This window comes from Terriglobia bacterium, assembly GCA_020073085.1.
Taxonomy (GTDB): domain Bacteria; phylum Acidobacteriota; class Terriglobia; order JAIQFV01; family JAIQFV01; genus JAIQFV01.
The window spans coordinates 142,091-158,622 of sequence record JAIQFV010000009.1 but is presented as its reverse complement, the minus strand read 5'-3'; the positions used below and the strand labels follow the sequence as shown (position 1 = coordinate 158,622).

Annotated in this window: 17 protein-coding genes; 10 read left to right on the top strand and 7 right to left on the bottom strand. The window is 54.3% G+C overall.

Annotated features, from left to right (window positions below):
- Positions 1-5 precede the first annotated feature (5 nt).
- The 6 genes from LAO21_11550 to LAO21_11525 all read right to left on the bottom strand — a co-directional run bounded on the left by LAO21_11550 (position 6) and on the right by LAO21_11525 (position 6,439).
- The gene (locus LAO21_11550) at positions 6-725 is read right to left on the bottom strand and encodes a DUF4197 domain-containing protein (GenBank protein MBZ5553347.1); all 720 of its coding nucleotides are present in this window, start codon (positions 723-725) and stop codon (positions 6-8) included.
- Between the two features lie 89 nt (positions 726-814).
- Positions 815-1,378: a hypothetical protein gene (locus LAO21_11545; protein MBZ5553346.1), complete on the bottom strand. Its 564-nt coding sequence runs from the start codon at positions 1,376-1,378 to the stop codon at positions 815-817.
- A gap of 282 nt (positions 1,379-1,660) precedes the next feature.
- Positions 1,661-2,071 carry a hypothetical protein gene (locus LAO21_11540; GenBank protein ID MBZ5553345.1) on the bottom strand — a complete coding sequence of 137 codons (411 nt, stop codon included), beginning with the start codon at positions 2,069-2,071 and terminating at the stop codon, positions 1,661-1,663.
- A 92-nt stretch (positions 2,072-2,163) separates the two neighbouring features.
- Positions 2,164-2,523 carry a hypothetical protein gene (locus LAO21_11535; protein MBZ5553344.1) on the bottom strand — a complete coding sequence of 120 codons (360 nt, stop codon included), beginning with the start codon at positions 2,521-2,523 and terminating at the stop codon, positions 2,164-2,166.
- Between the two features lie 203 nt (positions 2,524-2,726).
- Positions 2,727-3,269: a hypothetical protein gene (locus LAO21_11530; GenBank protein MBZ5553343.1), complete on the bottom strand. Its 543-nt coding sequence runs from the start codon at positions 3,267-3,269 to the stop codon at positions 2,727-2,729.
- A gap of 530 nt (positions 3,270-3,799) precedes the next feature.
- Positions 3,800-6,439, bottom strand: a complete 2,640-nt coding sequence (locus tag LAO21_11525; protein MBZ5553342.1) for an insulinase family protein — start codon at positions 6,437-6,439, stop codon at positions 3,800-3,802.
- A gap of 87 nt (positions 6,440-6,526) precedes the next feature.
- Here LAO21_11525 and LAO21_11520 point away from each other — a divergent pair, with 87 nt between their 5' ends.
- From LAO21_11520 to LAO21_11505, 4 genes are all read left to right on the top strand, one after another.
- Positions 6,527-6,988, top strand: coding sequence for a DinB family protein (locus tag LAO21_11520; GenBank protein ID MBZ5553341.1), 462 nt, complete (start codon positions 6,527-6,529; stop codon positions 6,986-6,988).
- A gap of 122 nt (positions 6,989-7,110) precedes the next feature.
- Positions 7,111-8,127: a 2Fe-2S iron-sulfur cluster binding domain-containing protein gene (locus LAO21_11515; GenBank protein ID MBZ5553340.1), complete on the top strand. Its 1,017-nt coding sequence runs from the start codon at positions 7,111-7,113 to the stop codon at positions 8,125-8,127.
- Positions 8,128-9,147: 1,020 nt separating this feature from the next.
- The gene (locus tag LAO21_11510; GenBank protein MBZ5553339.1) at positions 9,148-9,918 is read left to right on the top strand and encodes a hypothetical protein; all 771 of its coding nucleotides are present in this window, start codon (positions 9,148-9,150) and stop codon (positions 9,916-9,918) included.
- Positions 9,919-10,233: 315 nt separating this feature from the next.
- Positions 10,234-10,755, top strand: a complete 522-nt coding sequence (locus LAO21_11505; GenBank protein MBZ5553338.1) for a hypothetical protein — start codon at positions 10,234-10,236, stop codon at positions 10,753-10,755.
- Here LAO21_11505 and LAO21_11500 read toward each other — a convergent pair.
- Complete coding sequence (locus LAO21_11500) at positions 10,715-11,827, bottom strand: DUF1624 domain-containing protein (protein ID MBZ5553337.1); 1,113 nt, start codon at positions 11,825-11,827, stop codon at positions 10,715-10,717. The genes LAO21_11505 and LAO21_11500 overlap by 41 nt on opposite strands.
- 258 nt (positions 11,828-12,085) lie before the next feature.
- On the opposite strand from LAO21_11500, the gene LAO21_11495 reads away from it, so the two are divergent.
- The 6 genes from LAO21_11495 to LAO21_11470 all read left to right on the top strand — a co-directional run bounded on the left by LAO21_11495 (position 12,086) and on the right by LAO21_11470 (position 16,451).
- Entirely contained in the window at positions 12,086-12,382 is a 297-nt protein-coding gene (locus LAO21_11495) for a hypothetical protein (GenBank protein ID MBZ5553336.1), read from the top strand.
- Positions 12,383-12,789: 407 nt separating this feature from the next.
- Positions 12,790-13,014 carry a hypothetical protein gene (locus LAO21_11490; protein MBZ5553335.1) on the top strand — a complete coding sequence of 75 codons (225 nt, stop codon included), beginning with the start codon at positions 12,790-12,792 and terminating at the stop codon, positions 13,012-13,014.
- Between the two features lie 263 nt (positions 13,015-13,277).
- A complete protein-coding gene (locus tag LAO21_11485; protein MBZ5553334.1) occupies positions 13,278-13,670 on the top strand; it encodes a hypothetical protein in 393 nt (130 codons plus the stop codon).
- Positions 13,671-13,845: 175 nt separating this feature from the next.
- The gene (locus tag LAO21_11480; GenBank protein MBZ5553333.1) at positions 13,846-14,751 is read left to right on the top strand and encodes a hypothetical protein; all 906 of its coding nucleotides are present in this window, start codon (positions 13,846-13,848) and stop codon (positions 14,749-14,751) included.
- 293 nt (positions 14,752-15,044) lie between these two features.
- On the top strand, positions 15,045-15,440 hold the full coding sequence (locus LAO21_11475) for an STAS domain-containing protein (GenBank protein MBZ5553332.1): 396 nt from the start codon (positions 15,045-15,047) through the stop codon (positions 15,438-15,440).
- Positions 15,441-15,665: 225 nt separating this feature from the next.
- Positions 15,666-16,451 (top strand): SDR family oxidoreductase, encoded by a 786-nt coding sequence (locus LAO21_11470; protein ID MBZ5553331.1) that lies wholly within the window; start codon positions 15,666-15,668, stop codon positions 16,449-16,451.
- The last annotated feature ends 81 nt before the right edge of the window (positions 16,452-16,532 follow it).

Here is a 16,532-nt window from a genome sequence, read left to right as displayed (position 1 = left end):
ATCAATCACTGTTTCCTGCCGAATACCTCTCGCAACAGGCTCGTCACCTGGGCAGCGGGATTTTTTCGAATTTTGCGCTCTTCTTCTCCGACCACGAAGAACAGTCCGTCCAGGGCTTTTCCGACAACATACTTGTCAATGTCAAAGGCCTGGGTCCTGGCGAAGGGGATCGATTGAAATCGTCCCATCAACTCCTTGTACTGCCGGGTGACGCCCACCTCGTTCATGGACTTTTGGACGATCGGAGAAAACGCGGTAGTCAGTTGATCCGTGGTTTGTTCTTTGAAATATTCCGTGGCCGCGGTGTCACCGCCGGTGAAGATTTTCCGGACATCAGTAAGCGTCATGTTACGGATGGCATTGAGAAAAATGGCCTTCGCCTGAGGCGCAGCAGCCTCAGCGGCGCGATTCATGCTGAGAACAAATTCATCCAGCTGCGGCCCGTAGCCGACCATGCGCAATCCTTTTTCCATCGTCTGAAGCTGCTTGGGCATCAGAATCTTGATGGCTTCGTTCTTGAAGTAACCATCCAGGCGGCCGGTGGTCTTGACGGCATTCCCTGTGCCGACCTGAAGTGCCTCCTTGAGTCCCGCTCCAATCTTGGCATCGCTTAATGACTGCTTTTTCCCGAGGCCGAGTTGCTGAAGAATGTCGGTCTGGCCCGCGGAAACTGTCGTCATCAGGAGAATCATGAGAATGATGAAAGCGAGTTTTTTGAGTGACATGGTCTGCCTCCTTGTGTCCGGCTTTATTTCAATTGATTGGGTCGGGCACCGACATTGTCTCACCCTACTTGCTTATCCCCTTTCATACTTCACTTTTCCTTTTGTGTGAAGTCGATAATTTCGCCAACCGGAATGGAAATCAGACCGCTTGTAGTCTGGATCTCCAAGGCGCCAATTAGACCTGTTTTGCCATCTTTTGTCCTCAGTTCGCCGAGGAGCATTGCGGCGCTTACACCAGTCGCTGCCATGCCAGCCCTTAGTACTTGGCCTCCCGCCTTTGTTGTTGGTATTAAAGACTTCTTGTCTTCTGCAACCTGCAAGACCTCAAGATCATCTGGAGGCTTGCCTTTCTGCGTGACAAAGCGTGTTGGGATCTGAGTCCCCTCGGGAACGTGGACACCCTTCTCATCGATGGCACGGATGTCACTGCCGTTGGTAAGGTAGTAGAGCACGTTGTAGTGCTTTTTGGAGCCCTCCGTCCATTCTTTGATAGTCTCCTTTTGGACGATAACACCTTTTATCTCTCCTTCGATTTGTTGTCCGTCTTTCTTCTTAATCGTAGCTAGCTGTTTGTCTTGAGCCATGATCCCAGCAACGGAAGAGAGAAAACTGCAGCACCAAATTGCCGCGATAAATGCCTTCGTGTATTTCATGTCTTTCTCCTTTATACGGTTCTTGAACATGGTGAACATGGGCTCGCACCTGGACATAGGGCAAAGTGGAGCTGGCCCTTTGCAAGAGCGCACGCAGGGCAGGGTCTGAGTCTGTCCGTTCCTGAAAACCAGGGATTCCCTTGCCCACGGGACTATCTCTCTCCGCGGTGATTTTCTTGGCCAAGGCGCTCGCCATCAATCCGCTTTGGAAATCGCCGCTCCGCTCGCCACGTCTCTGTCCTATGCCCAGGTGTAACGCCTTTTATCTTCCTGATGAAATTTTCAGATGTCCCGATATGTCTTTGTTTTGCTTGGCCAGGTTCCGACGCACTTAACAATTAGCCCCGGCCTTGGAATCCTTGATTTCTTGCTCTGCCTGTTTCCCCACGGCTGCTCGCAGATGATAAGCAGGCTTTCAATGTCCATCAAGAGCCAGTGTGTAAGCCTCCTCGAACGATCCATCTCAACGGTGCCCACCAGAAGAGCGTGCTTTTTTATGCCCCGTTCCTGCTCAATCTCATCCCAGAAGTCTGGCTTTCCGGACCGGGTCCACCGCTCGCGGACAGTCTTGCCCCAGCACTTCCCTATGTAGAGGATCTCTTTTCCGCGCCCGAGGACCGCATACAGGCAGCGGATCTGTCCCCAGCCGTCATCGCCTTCCTTAAGAGATTTCCAGTGAACTGTTACGCGCATCTCACTATAGGGATGGGGGATCAGGATCTAAAGCCAACGCAACCAGAAAAAAGGCTATGCTTCGCATTGCGGGAAGTCGAGCGAATATCATGTTAAAGCCAATGATCATTAAGTAACACCCTTGTGAATACATCCTTAACGGCTTTTGCTCCGTCGATTCTGCTTTTAGGATGCCTCTCATAAATTCGCGATGCAATTCCTACCGAAATGTCTGCAGCCTGAATACCCAAAAGCAATTCTGAATCCTCTTCTACAACAGCACTACCCTTCACAGTGGCATTGATATAGTACGCCCTCACTGTATTGAGTCGTTCAACTACTTTGTCGTGTGCATCGCGCAGAAGCTTGAAAGATACTTGGTTTCCTGTATCAAAATAGCGATTAACGCTCGCGGCTTCTCCTAAAGTGACAAATCCCACATAATTCCTCATCAGGAAATCGTTTTGATTCATGAATTGAATGATTCCATCAGCTTGTTTTATGGGATCCATAATTTTTTGGGGTCGTGTCTTTGCATTTTGTATTTCAGCGTTGCCTTCCACATTCTTGTCAATCGGCTTAGGGAATCGCCCTTCGCTCTCTGCGTTTCTGTCCTATGTCCAGGTGTGGCCCCTTTTATTTTCACATCAATCATCCATAAGGACGCAGGCGAGCTTCAGTTTATTAATGAACCGTCCGGGCGAATTGTTGAGAAACGGTGCAGGATGAGAGGCGTAGCTACCCAGACAACTATGCCGTAATACAGGTACCCCACGTAGCCCAAGTACCGAGATGGGAGATAGGCCCCCATCATGCAGACTAATGTGAAGATCAAAATGAATACCCATCGGCTACGGCGTCGCGATATCCTCGTGCCCTCCACAGCGCCCCACTTTCGATCCAGTCGCGAACCGACCCAATACCAGAGGATCGGGATGAAGGGGAGTGCGAGCGAGATTTGAATCGGTTCGGGGAGTCTCGGCCACAAAGAATCGACGGGCCAGGAAAGGAGCATGCCCGCCAGAAATGCAGGTGTATTTGACACCACCGCATATTTGAATGGCCATGGCCAAACGTGAAACCGTGCGGTGGAGTTCCATCCAAACCATGAGTGACTTAGGATCTGGTTCCGCTGCCAAAGACCCAACCCGGCAAAGAGCAAGGCCAGAATCGTCTGCGCGATGGGTAATACCTTACGAAACTGGATTTCTTGGCGCATACAGTCCTTGATCTGGGATTAGACACCGGGAACGACGCGGTTGAACAACTTCCTGCTAGGCCCTCAGGCTCTGGAACCGCTGGTCAAACGCAATCGGCATCAGGCCAGGACGTAGGATAATTCTGAAAACGTTCGGGTGACGATTAACCATTATCCGTGTCCGACTAACCGAGTCGCTAATCGCAAACAGATAAATAAACAACCCTTCAAACGCTTTGATCGCGATAAACCAGCAAGCGGTGAGAAGAACGCCAAGCAGCAGGAGTCGGGCTCCGTGCATCCGCACGAATTTAATCCAGCTCGTCATCTTCTCCATTGCTAGGGGTCTAGAATTTGCGGTGACAGACCTTCTCATTTGAAATTTTGTCTCGGAGTTGGTCCCTCGACGAGTCTAACCCAAGGTGTTTTTCTTCATGCTTAATTCTTGAAATTGCCAATGTCTGAGTCCCACCTCTTTGATCATGTTTTCTTCTGCCAACCTCGCCCAAGAGCCCCCGCCGGCAAAAAACGCAGGCGGGGCTACCAAAGCTTCAATTCTTTCCCACTGACACCATGACCCAGCGATTGGTATTCAAGGCCTCGCCCGCGACGCGTCTCAGGTCTTCCAGGGTGACGGCTTTCAATGACGCCAATAATCGATCTTCGGCGTCATAACCCGAGCCGCGGACTTCGTCGATCCCGCGATAGAAAGTCTGGCCGATGCGTGACAACCGTTGGCGCAAGAGGCTGCCCCACATGCCGTTGATCGCCCGCTCGCGCTCCTCGGCCGAGATCTCGCCGCCCGCCAGTTTACGCACCACGGCCAGCAACCCCTCGCGGGCTTGTTCAGCGGCCTCGGCACGCGTGCCCATCCGAACTTCGATCCAACCGTAGTCGCGTTCCTGCTGTAGATCCGAACCTACGGAGTAAGCCAGTCCCTGCTTTTCTCGCAGATCCACCGCCAGCCGCTCCGAAAGGACGGAATTCAACACGCGCAGGGCAGCCGCATCCGGTGAATTCCAACCGGCCGCCAGCGTCCCGGCTGCAATCTGGGTCTGCTGCTTGTTGACGGTAATTTTCTCCGAGAGAAAGTTGGTGCGAGGCGTCGGAGGTGTCACAGAAAGGTTTACACCGTCCCCCTTCAGACTCTCGAAGCGCGACCTGAGATCGCGCAGGACCCCAGCGGTAGTTCCCTTGCCTGCGGCAATCACCACCAGATTGGAGGGGGCGTACATGTGTCTATAGTGTTCGATCAGCGACTCGCGGTTGATCTTTCGGATGGATCCCTCGCTTCCAAGAATCGTCCGGCTGTACGGGGTTGAAGCCAAGAGCAGATTATGGAGGCGCTGGACGGCTCGTTTCGAGGAATTGTCGGCCTCCCGCGTTTGAAGCCGGACGATTTCCTCGCGCACCTTGGCGACTTGCGCGTCGGGAAAGTTGGCATTGGCAATCACATCGCCCATCAAGTCCAGTGCACGGCCCCGCAGTTCATCCAGCGCTTCCAGGCGGAAGAAGTTGAAGCGGTTTGTGGTCCAGGCATCGTCATAAGGAATGAACGGGTTGTCGACAAATTGAATTTGGGCCGAAAGATCGTCCAGTTCCTTTTGAATGGCCTCCTCGCTTCGGGAAGCTGTGCCTTTGAGCAGCATGCGCTGAACGAAATCAGAAATCCCTTCCAGATCCTGCGGTTCGAGGGCGGAGCGCTGGCGCGTGAACAGGCTCATCGCAAAAACATCGGATTCGTCACTCCCTTTCGCAATCAGCGTCACGCCGTTGGGCAGTGTTTCCTTTTTCCACGCATGGGCGTCGCCTGCAGGTTCGATAGGAGGAATCTTGCCCTTGGGAACAAGGGCGGTTATGAAGAAGACCGGGTTAGCGAAGTATTTTTCTGCCACTCTTCGCACCGCCTCAGGTGTGACGCCGCGAAGCCGCTCGGGATAGGTGGCGACGAATGAGTACCCTTTGGCATTCATATAAGGCGCCTTGAGGAATCCGTAGTACATGGCCTGCTCCGACAGGATGGCTTCCTGTGAAAGCACCTGGCGCTGGAGTCGGGGCATCTCCTCTGCAGGGATTCCGGTGGTGGCGAGGGTTTGCAGGGTGCGACGCAAGCTTTCAAGCACATCGGGAATCTGGCCGGGTTGTGTGACCATGGAAATTTTCCAGATTGAGAATGTATCCTCCGTGTTCAAATCCGCGCTCACGCTATCGACCAGCGGCGGACGCACCATGCGGAGGGCCCGTTGGAGTGGGGAAGCCCCTCCCTCCGCGAGATAGCGCGACAGCAGGTCATAGGCGAAGTAATCGGAGTCCCCCAGTGCTGGAGCGGGCAGGGATATCTCGAGGTAGGCCGCGGGCACCTCTTCTTCCTTGTACTGCGGCGCCCCGGCTGTGGGAAAAGTCCACCGGGATGCTCCTTTCACGGATGCGCCGGGAGAACCGGCCGTCCCAAATGTCTTATCCATCCACTTTTTGACTTCGGAGGCCGGGAATGGGCTGATGATCATCGCTTTCATGCGTGAGGGAACATAGTGCTGCTGATAGTAGGTGAGGACCGTCGACCGGGGGACCGACGCGATGGTCTGCTCAAAACCCAGCACGGGCCGGGCATAGGCTGTCCCTTGAAAAAGCAGCTCGTCGTGGAATTCGGCGGCCCGGGTGACCGGTGAATCGCGGTCTTTCTTCATTTCCTCGATGACAACCTTGCGCTCCTTTTCCAGTTCCTGCGAGGGAATCGTGGAATGAAAGAGCATGTCACCCTGGAGGTCAAGTGACAGCTCCGCGAACTCGGACGGGAAGATGGAGAGGTAGCACGTGAATCCAGCCCGCGTAGTGGCGTTGACGTACCCTCCATAGCGTTTGGAGCCCTCGTTAATCTCAGCCCGGCTGCGCCGCTGTGTCCCGTCGAAGACCATGTGCTCGAGCAGATGCGAGAGTCCGCTGGTCTCACTTTTTTCATCCTTGGAGCCGACGTTAATCGTGACAATCGAAGCCAGCACTTTCGAAGAGGGCTTCCGGATGTGAACAACCGCGAGACCGTTAGCCAGTGTCCACGCGGTGACGTTTGCATCCCGGGAAGGGGCTGCCCGGGGGGCCGGCTTGACCGCTGAATTATCACTTGCATGAGTCGGCACCATTCCTGATATGATGGAAACGATCACCGCAACCAACAATCTACGAGGGAGAGTCATAGGGCCTCCGGATGAAAATTTGGCATATCCTAGCACGCTCCTGCCATATTTGTGTCGCCGTGGTGAATGTGGAAACAGGAGGGATGCATGACTGAGACATCGAGGATTGACGATCAATTAAGACGGGCGTTTGAAGGGGATGCCTGGCACGGGCCGGCGCTCAAAGAAATCCTTTCGGAAGTCACCGCCCAAAAGGCGGCCATCAAACCTATTCGCGGATTGCACAGCATCTGGGAAATCGTGCTGCATCTATCCGCCTGGATGCAGGTCGTACGGCGGCGGCTTGAAGGCGAGGTCGTCGCCGATCTGCCGCCTGAGGAGGACTGGCCGGCGGTCCGGGATACCGGCAAACAGGCATGGACCAAGTGTCTCGAAGATCTGGAGGGCAGTTACCAGGGCTTGCGCCAGAAAATCTCCCAATTGGAGGACGCGCGGCTTGAGGAAACAGTGGCTGGAAAGGGGTACACCGTCTATGTTATGCTTCACGGTGCCGTCCAACATAACCTTTATCACGCGGGGCAGATTGCCCTGTTGAAGAAAGCGCGCTGAGGAATATTTCCGGCCCCTTACCCGGCCGAGGGGAGAACGCAGCTCTCAAGGTAAAGGCCCGGGGCGGAGAATCCGCGCTTCAAGATGGAGAGACACGAAAAAGAAAAATCCGGCCCATAACCATGAACACACAGAGCGAACCCTTGTTTGATGCCTTCTTGAATCAACATGATGAAGAGGCGTGGTCTGAGGTTGTTTCCGCGCTTCTACCTTCAATTCACCCTGTCGACAAAACCGCCACCCAGATCTGGTTCAGGTTTTTTCCGCTCTCGCTGCATCAAGCTATGCAACAGGCAGAGAACCCCGGCGAATTGGCCAAGAGGCTTTTGTTGGCGGGGCGGAATGAATTGAAAGACCAGATCGATTCGTCCCATGCATTCTTTTATGGCCACCGATACTGGCCACAGGTGAAGAAGGCAGTGGAAGGCTTTGCCGAGGACAGCAGACCCCCCGAGAGCCTGGAACTGGCGGCCCAGATCATCGATGTCGCGCGAGATGTTTCGCTACGCGTCAAGGTCCACGAATCTTTCCTCATCGGGATCACCGCGGTCGCTTTCATGACCTTGCAGCAAGTGGGCATGGACGCCTTCCGTGCCGCGCCCGGAGCGGTCCAGATCGGCCCGAGGCATCTCAAAAGGAAACCGGGGAAGATTCTAAAGGCGCGGGCGCGGGATGATTCCCAGGGCTTGTTCGGTTTTCTCCGCGGTGAGGCAAAAGAGTATACCGTCACGTTCAACGAAAACGACAAAGGCGCGAAGTTCAAATTGATTTCCTCTCAGCAGATTACCACGGCGGCAGCCAACGACAAGAGGGACTATCGATCGCTCGATCCCCGCTGTGTTCCCGATGAAGGTCCAATCCCGGTCGAGTGCCGTGCCGCGACCTGTGGATCATGCTGGGTCGGAATCCTCGCGGGGGCGGAAAAACTCTCTGCGGTCGGTCCCCGGGAATCAAAACAGATCAGAGAATTCGGATACATTGATAGCGATGAGCCGAAGCCCCTCATCCGCCTGGCCTGCCAGGCCCAGGCTTACGGCGCAGTGTCCATTGTGATTCCGCCCTGGAATGGTGTTTTCGGCAAATACCTTCGCGCTAAAAAGAGGGACACCTCCGATACCCAGGAAGCTTCCAACCGATAACGGTACGCAGATTCAAAGGATATCCCCCTCATAGAAGCTCGTTCACGAATTTAAAGGGGTACGTTAGGCCCGGAGGGCCCGAAGAATGTAGCCCCACCTGACCTTCGCGTTCTTTGCGAAGGGAGGGTGGGGTCAGAATGCGGGGAAGAAACCCCAGCCCCGCTTGCGGGGCGACAGGATTCCCCTTACGCCCAGATATACGCGTACCAATTGAGAAGACCACGTAAATAAGGAAAGAGTCCCACCATGGTTGCCAATTCGGCATTGAGCTGTGAAAGGCGATACGGAGAGGATACACGGGAGAGATGATGAGAGCAGGGAATTATTTTGCCCGTCTCGGAGGATTCTTTCGCTCCGCCAGCGGGGCTCTCATATTTTCTCTCCTCGCTACCCCACCCTCGCTCCGCAAAGAACGCGGAGCATCAGGTGGGGCTACATTCTCTGAGCCCTCCGGGCCTGGTCTGATTCTGTTCCCATCCTGGCCCCACCAGAGTGCCCCGCCAGCGGGGCTATCACGGTTTCTCTCACCGCTGCCCCCACTCTCGCCTCGCAGCAAACGCGGAGCATCCTGCCACGGAGGATCGATTTCTTCCTCTCTTTCATCTGCTTCAACTCCACTGCCTGCCATCGCTCTTTCTCGCTCATCAGTAAATGCCCCGTCGCATCGACTCCTCGGAGGCCCTACTCTAGAGGACATTTCTAAAGAGTCCAAGTGAGATCATAATCAAAGAGTCTCGACAGCTTCCAAGAATTCTATTGTTTTGGAGGGGCGATAGTGGTTAACTATACGCAGTTGAACTGTTCGCCCGGGACCTTTTTTGTGGCAGGCTTGTTGAAAGTGTCTAGTAAGCGGGCTCCCCAAATCCTGATATCCAACTTGTGTGAGGTTGACTTATCCCGCTGAAGACCACAGCCCATGCCGGGGCTTTCGTGAGGAGTGCCACCCAAATTTCCAGGTCCTAAATCCGATTTGATGTAACTTGTGGTCTAAACTCAGTCATTTCACCTAAGGAGCGCTTTATGAAAAGAGGACTCTATTTTTGTCTTGCATTTCTCCTTTTGACAGGTCTCCTGACCGCCCAGAACCAGTTTACGGTCAGAGCTTCGAGTGTTGCGGCCACTGCGGGGCAAGTGGTGGTTCTCGACCCGATCGAGGTCGAGACGACCAGCGTGTTCATTCCCCCATCCAACGCACTGATGGTGTTGCTTTTCCCGCCCCTCACCAAGGTCTCGATCATGACCGTGAATCCCGTTTGGTCGGGCGTTACCTCCCTCTCCTGCCAGTTCATTGACAACCAGGTTGCCTGCCCTCTTCCACAGATGCCCACGCCCATGAAATTGACCTTCACGGTGGCCCTGGATCTGTCCAAAGCCACCCTGAACAAGGATGATATAGGTTATGTCGATGTTCACGTCTTCAACACCCCGGCGCTCGTCGCCAATCCGAATATTCCCGTCTTCGTCGTGACTGAGGGCCCGATAAAGCCGTCTGGTCTGACGGAGAAAGCGCGTTATCCGTTCGTTGTGGACTCCCTCTCCAACAAGACTGGAATCTTTATTCGAAATATTGGGACAGCGGAAGCCAAGGTCATCTGCGACATGCTGGACTACTCCGGGAAGAAATGGACGGCCGATGAAATGACCCTTCAGCCCGGTGAAGCGACCCAGTTTCAGATTGGGGATTACAAGAAGGATTGGAGAGGGAGCATGGTGCTCAGCAGCGACCAACCGATCGAGTCCGTGGCCTTCGTCTGTGACGGGGAATTCAAATTGTGCGTTCCCTACCACTGAGGAGGAGTCCGGTCCCAACGCTCATGGGTGGACTGCGGTTGATCACACCGTTCGAACCAGGCCTTGCAGGTGGGCTCTTTGACCTGAGACTTGAGTTCTCCTGGTTCACCTGGGCAAACAAGCGTGGGGGCCCTCCGGGAAGATGAATTCTATCTCCCATCGGATTGAATGAGGACGTGATGAGGCGGTGGGGCGAGGAGTGTTGGAATTCATCGCATTGATTTGGCCTGACCCAAGGGTTTATAATTGAGGCCAAGAAAGGAGAATTTGTTCATTGAAACGATTACCTGCTGAGCCCTCCCGAAAGGAGGCCCCATGATCGCGCTCAAACTCGTCCGTCTGATTGAGAAGAATGCTGACGTCCTGGCCGACCGTCTTCTTAAGGCTGTTAACGAACATCCCCGCACGCAGATTTTCTGCAAGAACATCCCCCGGGAAGAGTTGCACGACCGGGCCTATGAAATCTATCGACATCTCTCCGACTGCATCATGCAAAAGACTGATGATGAAATCCGAAAGAAGAACTTTGGCATTGGAGAGCGCCGCGCAGAACAGGGAGTGCCTCTGCATGAGGTGATTTTCGCATTGATCCTGGTGAAGGAGAACCTTTGGAAAGAGGTGAAAGGGTCTGGGATTGGGGACAACGCCATCGAGCTGTTTCAGGCCCTGGAATTAATCGATCGAGTCAGCCAGTTTTTCGACAAGGCGATTTATTACATGGCGCTGGGATATGAGAGCGCCTTTCTGACCGGAAAAGCGGAACTGAAGCCGCCAAGCGAAAAGGAGCAAAAGGAATTTAAAGAATTGCGACACCTAGTCTTGCCCTGGTGGCCGTGACCCAGCTCCTGGCGGTGTCGCGGTAACGCGTCTTCAGGACCGAAAGCAGCAGCATGGATGCAGCGACAGCCGCCAGGCCGACGCTCGCTGCCCCGATGGAGAGGTCGTGAGAGAAGTACTTGAACCTTCCATAAACAAAGGGGATGTGCACCCAATACACGAGCAATGAAGTTTGACCGATTTGGGCGACCCAACTGAACCCACGGTGCCCCACCCATTCACACCACCAGTAGGAAAACGCCACCATCAACAACAAGACCCCAAACTTCACCGCAAAGAAATTGGGTGAAGTGTGCCAGTAGTCGTACACCGGATAAAGTTGGACCGGCAGACGGTCCATGATCATCCCCGCCGCGATCGAAACCACTCCGCCCGCCGTGAACCAGAGAGTCAGCGTCGATTCCTTGAATTTCTCATTGGTGGAAATAATCAGGGTCCCGACAAAGAGCCCCGCGAAGGCAAATCCCACCCAGGGAAAGACCGGGAAGAACCACGGACGGCGCCCCCCGTGCAAATAGTCTGTGAAGAGAGAAGGGATCCAGGAGGGATAGGAGCCATACCAGATCAGGGGAGTGGCCAGCGCCACTGCCAGCGTCGCCAGGCCGGTCAATAAGTAGTCCTGCTTCCGTGTGCTGGAGATGGAAATCACCAGCCCCATCAGCATGAGCGACAATCCGATGGTGTTGAGGATATCGACGCGGAGCAAGTCCTTCCACGGCGCCCAGGGAAGTCCGAGGATGAATTCCTGGGCCCGGAACGCAAGGCCGAGCAGGAAAATCCTGAAGCCCCGCCTCAGCGTGGTTTCCATCTTCGCTCCAACGGTCAGTCCCTTCTTTCGTAAGGACTGCGTGAGCAGGGCCATGGAAACTCCCGCCAGGAACAAGAACATGGGAGCAGGCATGCCGCCGATCCGCTGGGACAGCCCGAAGAAGATGCCGGTGCGCGCTGAAGGCGAGAGCCAGGAATCATAGACGTGGGTTTGAAACATCAACAGGCAGGCCAGGCCCCGCATCCAATCGATGTAAAGGCGGCGGTTTTTTGTGGTGGATGCCTGAGTCGCTCGGGTGCTCATGCCAGCCCTGCTTCGCGTAAAGGGCTAGAAATTTAACACAGTTTATTGAGGTTTGAAAATGAGAATCGATTCGGCCGGAGCGGGGAGAGTCCAAGGGATCCGGCCGCCCTCACTTGCCCCCGGGGATGAATTCGCCTACCATGAGGGGCTGGTCAAGGTCGGCGACCATTCAATCACGCGGACCTGGAGGATGCGATGGCAAAGATGACCTTCTACTTCAAGTCGACTTGAACCACCTGCCGAAAAGCAAGAAGTTTCTTGCAAAACAGGAAGGCGCAAAGGGTTGAACGCGACTTGGGGAAACAGCCGCTCTCCACAGAAGAGCTGCGGGAACTGATCGGCGAGCGGGATTACCGGCTGTTTCTGAATCCGAGGAACGAGTTGTTTCGAAAGATGAATATGAAGACCGCCCCGCCTGCATTTGACGAGGCGCTGAAATTAATGGTCCAGGAACCCAATCTCATTAGGCGTCCGATTGTGCAGATCGGAAAGAAGTTGTATCTCGGCTTCGATGAGGAGCAATGGAAAGTAATGGTAAGAGATCCCAAGGGCTGAAATGCGAGGTTCGGATCGGCAGGGGACGGTCTGAGTCGTTCCTGGGCAGGCTTGATTTTAGGGCGAGCCCAACCGTCCTTAAACCCCGGAGGCCCACTTTGAAATCTCGATGGCAGCCGCGGAGTTGCGAGGAGCCATTTCGCGTGAAGGTCGGCCCGCAATAGCTCAGAGCAGCGCCCGCGGACAACACCTCGCACACACTTTGCCTTCACTGACGCCCGCAGATTCCCGGAAGACCCAAATAATTCATGCGGAGCACTGCGCAATTCTGCTAGACTGTTTGCCCCTCCATGGATCCCTGGCGATTGGAGATTCCGGAGAGGAAGGCGGTTTAATTGGTGTAGGGATATGGTCTTTTCTGTTCCTGCTAAGGATCAATTCTTCTGGAAAAGGATGTCGGACTGATCATGGCTGAAGTAGCGACTCAAGTGTATTCCTGCGAGCACTGCGCGCATCACGTGAAGGAATTTCGACGAGGGCATTTCAAAGACGACCCTTATCTGGGCAAGGAGCCGGATTTTTGTAATGCGGTCGAGATTTCCATCGAAGAGCGTCAGAAATTTCACGTCTGTGGGGGCAAAACGCGCGCGGAACAATGTCCCGCCTATCGGTACGATCCGTTTAAGCTATGAGAGGTGCCAGGTGTCGGGTTTCAGGTGTCGGAAAGACGAATTCGGATACCTTGGAACTGATGGCGAGGCCTGAAGTCAGAGAAAGGAAGCATTTCCTGGTCACATCGCGAGTCTTTAATGGCCTTTCCTGACACCTGACACCAGGAACCTGACACCTATCCTCCACTCGACTTTCCTTGCGGAAAAGTTCATAATAAGACCACGTCTTGGGAGAGCGAGTGCGGAGGCACTCCTGAATGCGCGAGTCCCACCTGGAGGTATCCATGAAACGATTGGTCCTTTTCATCGGTGTCTGTGCTCTGCTTTGTTTCTCGCTCCAACTCTATTCAGCGGTTAAGAACGAATGCTGTCCCACTCACTTCCAGATTTTGAAGTCTTACCAGGAATCCATGCAGGCACTTTTGAAAACGGTGAAGGGGGAAAGTCTCGAGGAGTTCGAGAAGCACTATCATGACAAGGAGGCCCTGACCTATCTCAACCTGCTTTCCGGTTCGTTGAGTGAGATTGGGGATCACTACAAGCAACTCGCGGCCGCGGAGGACGAGGCGGCTGTCCGCAGTGCCCTCGAGCGAATTGACAAGTACATCAGTCATTTGAAGGATACCAAAGGGGCTCAGGCCAAGAGGTTGGTGGAGTCAATCGACACAAGTCTCTGAAGGACTCCACCTCGATTGCCTTGGATGGAATGAACAGGCCGGAAACAGGATTTGAACCCTCCGTCTAATCCCTGCATCCGATTGGCTGGAGCGGTTGCCTAGATCGTCAATCCCATGCTATCTGGAAAAGCATTTTCAACCTTGAGGACAAACGCGAAGTGTTTTGGAGGCGAAGATGAAATTGGAGAAACCTTTTGCCGAGAAGCGGGCATGCATCCTGGTAATCAATCTATTGTTCATTGTCTTTTTAATTTCATGTTCCGGTACTTCGAATCAGCCGAATCCAGCCACGCCAGAAGGACGATTTGAACTGGCGAAACAGAATTTCTCAATAGCAAAATATGACAAAGCCCTTGAATACACCGCGAAAATCCTGCGCGACACTCCCAACCATGAACTCGCCGGCAGCGCGGCGTTGATGCAGATGACCATATATGGAGGGTTGGCGGAAGGCTGCCGCCAGCTTGGAAAGACCTACGCTGACGGCAGAATGATGACACGCGATGTGCGGATTAAGAATGACTTTCGAAATACCGCCTTTGACTACTACCGGCGGCAGAAAGCCTATATCCTGAATTTCGTGGAAGGGTTCGATGCCTATTCCAAGAAAATGGATAAGACCAAACCCGTATCCTACCAGGGGGTTTATCCGCAGATCGAGGCGGGGCCGCGTATCTTCCTGGAAAAGGTAAAAAAGGGTCTGCCGATCGCCGAGGAGGACCGAAGCAAGGACGAGGAAGAGGAGTTGAAGAACGGGGTGCTCACCGTGCTGACGCAACTGGCCGGAGTGGCGGATGATCGGGCCAAAGCCAAAACGCTGTTTGCCGCGGGCCCGATCTCCGTCGATACAGGGGAATTCCTGTTGGCCATCGCGAAGATTCTCCATGAGCAGGATGTCTTGTTTGACCGGCTCCAGTTGAATGAACTGACCAATTTTAGAATGTTCTGCGATCGGACCAATACGACGGTCACCGAAAGCCTCGACCTGCTCAAAGCCAAAGGGGATAAGAAGAAGATCGACGCAGCTGCTCAACTGAAGAAAGACTGCGATGCCATGATGAAGCAGTTTAAGAAAAAATGAGACTCGGAAGGACCTTTGAGTTGAGGGCGAGAGAAATGAGGGGGGAGCGACAATGAGTCCCAAATCCCCTCTGAGGAATGGAACCCCGAGGTGACTTCCGGCAAGTCCGCTGGGAGGGAGGTGTATCCGGCCTGTGCTCCGGCGAGTCCGGGGGCCATTCCACCTTGACTTTCGGGGCGGGCTTGAGGCAGGGCTTGTCTTATTGCAGGAAATACTTGACCGGGGACGGGTGGGCAGAGTAATTTGGTTATCCCGTCTGACGTCTTGAACGATTTTTCTCGGAGGACCGACCTTTGAAGATTACTTTGCAGGTGGTGGGAGAGATTTGTGTATTGCGGCTGGAGGGAAAGTTTATAGTGGGCGGCGAATCGGTCTATTTGAAGGATAAAGTGAAAGACGTCCTCAATATGGGGATGGGGAATATCCTGGTGGACATGAGCAAGGTCCCCTTTGTCGATTCCACGGGGATCGGGTTTTTGGTCAGCAGTCAGGCAGGCGTGTCCAAGGAGGGAGGCTCCTTCAAGCTCCTCAAGCCGAACCCCCGCGTGTACGAGGTGTTGAAGATCACCCGGCTGGACAAGGTCTTTGAAGTTTTTGATAACGAAGAGGCGGCCCTTGCCAGCTTCGGCGCTGTCAACAAAAAGCCCAAGGCGAAGAAACAGACCTCACCGAAAGAGGTGGAGGGCTAGGCCCGATTTCAGTCTGCACGGCGACTCTGTTGAGCTCGCATGAAGGCGCGAAATTCACAGGAAGCCGTGCACAGGTTTTCCTTTCAAATCCCCTGAAGATTTCATACGATACCCCATTCAATCTCCCACTCGTGCTGCGGATAGAGGTCTGCAAACCTTCCACCGGGGCCGGGAAGCCGGGGATCGGACGAACCGCGTGGTGCGATCCGATGAGGAGATCCTACGATGAAGTTTAAGAATAAAGTGGTATTCATCACTGGCGCTTCGTCCGGGATCGGACGCGCGCTTGCGATCGAATTCGCAAGGGAAGGGGCCCACGTCGCTGCCGTCGCGCGCGATGCCCCTCGGTTGACTGCGCTGTCCGGACAACTGCGCGATCTCGGCGTGGAGGCCCTTGCGCTGCCGTGCGACATCACCCAACGAGAGGCCTTGAAAGCGGCGGTCGACACTACGGCATCACATTTTAGACGCCTGGATGTGCTGGTGAACAACGCGGGGCGGGGCCTCTATGCTCCGCTGGCGACCGTCCCCACCGAGGACTTTGAGCAGGTCATGAATCTCAATTTCTGGGCCCCGGTATGGGCCGTTCAATCCGCGATGCCGCATTTCGAGAGACAGGGGAGAGGAGTCATTGTCAACATCTCTTCGATTTTGGGAAAGGTGGATTTTCCGTGGATGGGCGCTTATTGCGCCACCAAACACGCATTGAATTCAATTTCGAATGCCCTGCGCATGGAGTTGAAAGAGAAGCATGTGGATGTGCTCACGGTATGTCCCGGCCGCGTCCGGACGGAGTTCCAACCCAACGCCATTAAATACAAAGCGGTTCAAAACTCGTCCTGGTCGGCGGGAGCCCTGTCGCCTGACGACGTCGCCCGGGCGGTCGTTCGGGGGGTCTGGACACACAAAAGGGAGATCGTCATTCCCCGGGCCGGATGGCTCCTCGCTGCCGTTCAACACCTCGCCCCACGCCTCGCCGATCGGTTGGCCGTGGCATTTTCGAGCAAATGAGCACTCTTGATAAGAAAACCCCAAATTCCAATATCCAAAATCCAAATAAACTCCAAAGACCAAATTCCAAGAAAGAAACTC

Excerpts from the sequence above, each read along its gene's own strand:
- LAO21_11540 (MBZ5553345.1), bottom strand. The coding sequence starts at position 2,071 with ATGCGCGTAACAGTTCACTGGAAATCTCTTAAGGAAGGCGATGACGGC.
- LAO21_11515 (MBZ5553340.1), top strand. The coding sequence starts at position 7,111 with ATGAACACACAGAGCGAACCCTTGTTTGATGCCTTCTTGAATCAACAT.
- LAO21_11505 (MBZ5553338.1), top strand. The coding sequence starts at position 10,234 with ATGATCGCGCTCAAACTCGTCCGTCTGATTGAGAAGAATGCTGACGTC.
- LAO21_11530 (MBZ5553343.1), bottom strand. The coding sequence starts at position 3,269 with ATGCGCCAAGAAATCCAGTTTCGTAAGGTATTACCCATCGCGCAGACG.
- LAO21_11550 (MBZ5553347.1), bottom strand. The coding sequence starts at position 725 with ATGTCACTCAAAAAACTCGCTTTCATCATTCTCATGATTCTCCTGATG.
- LAO21_11470 (MBZ5553331.1), top strand. The coding sequence starts at position 15,666 with ATGAAGTTTAAGAATAAAGTGGTATTCATCACTGGCGCTTCGTCCGGG.
- LAO21_11480 (MBZ5553333.1), top strand. The coding sequence starts at position 13,846 with ATGAAATTGGAGAAACCTTTTGCCGAGAAGCGGGCATGCATCCTGGTA.
- LAO21_11500 (MBZ5553337.1), bottom strand. The coding sequence starts at position 11,827 with ATGAGCACCCGAGCGACTCAGGCATCCACCACAAAAAACCGCCGCCTT.
- LAO21_11510 (MBZ5553339.1), top strand. The coding sequence starts at position 9,148 with ATGAAAAGAGGACTCTATTTTTGTCTTGCATTTCTCCTTTTGACAGGT.
- LAO21_11490 (MBZ5553335.1), top strand. The coding sequence starts at position 12,790 with ATGGCTGAAGTAGCGACTCAAGTGTATTCCTGCGAGCACTGCGCGCAT.
- LAO21_11485 (MBZ5553334.1), top strand. The coding sequence starts at position 13,278 with ATGAAACGATTGGTCCTTTTCATCGGTGTCTGTGCTCTGCTTTGTTTC.
- LAO21_11535 (MBZ5553344.1), bottom strand. The coding sequence starts at position 2,523 with ATGAATCAAAACGATTTCCTGATGAGGAATTATGTGGGATTTGTCACT.
- LAO21_11520 (MBZ5553341.1), top strand. The coding sequence starts at position 6,527 with ATGACTGAGACATCGAGGATTGACGATCAATTAAGACGGGCGTTTGAA.
- LAO21_11525 (MBZ5553342.1), bottom strand. The coding sequence starts at position 6,439 with ATGACTCTCCCTCGTAGATTGTTGGTTGCGGTGATCGTTTCCATCATA.
- LAO21_11545 (MBZ5553346.1), bottom strand. The coding sequence starts at position 1,378 with ATGAAATACACGAAGGCATTTATCGCGGCAATTTGGTGCTGCAGTTTT.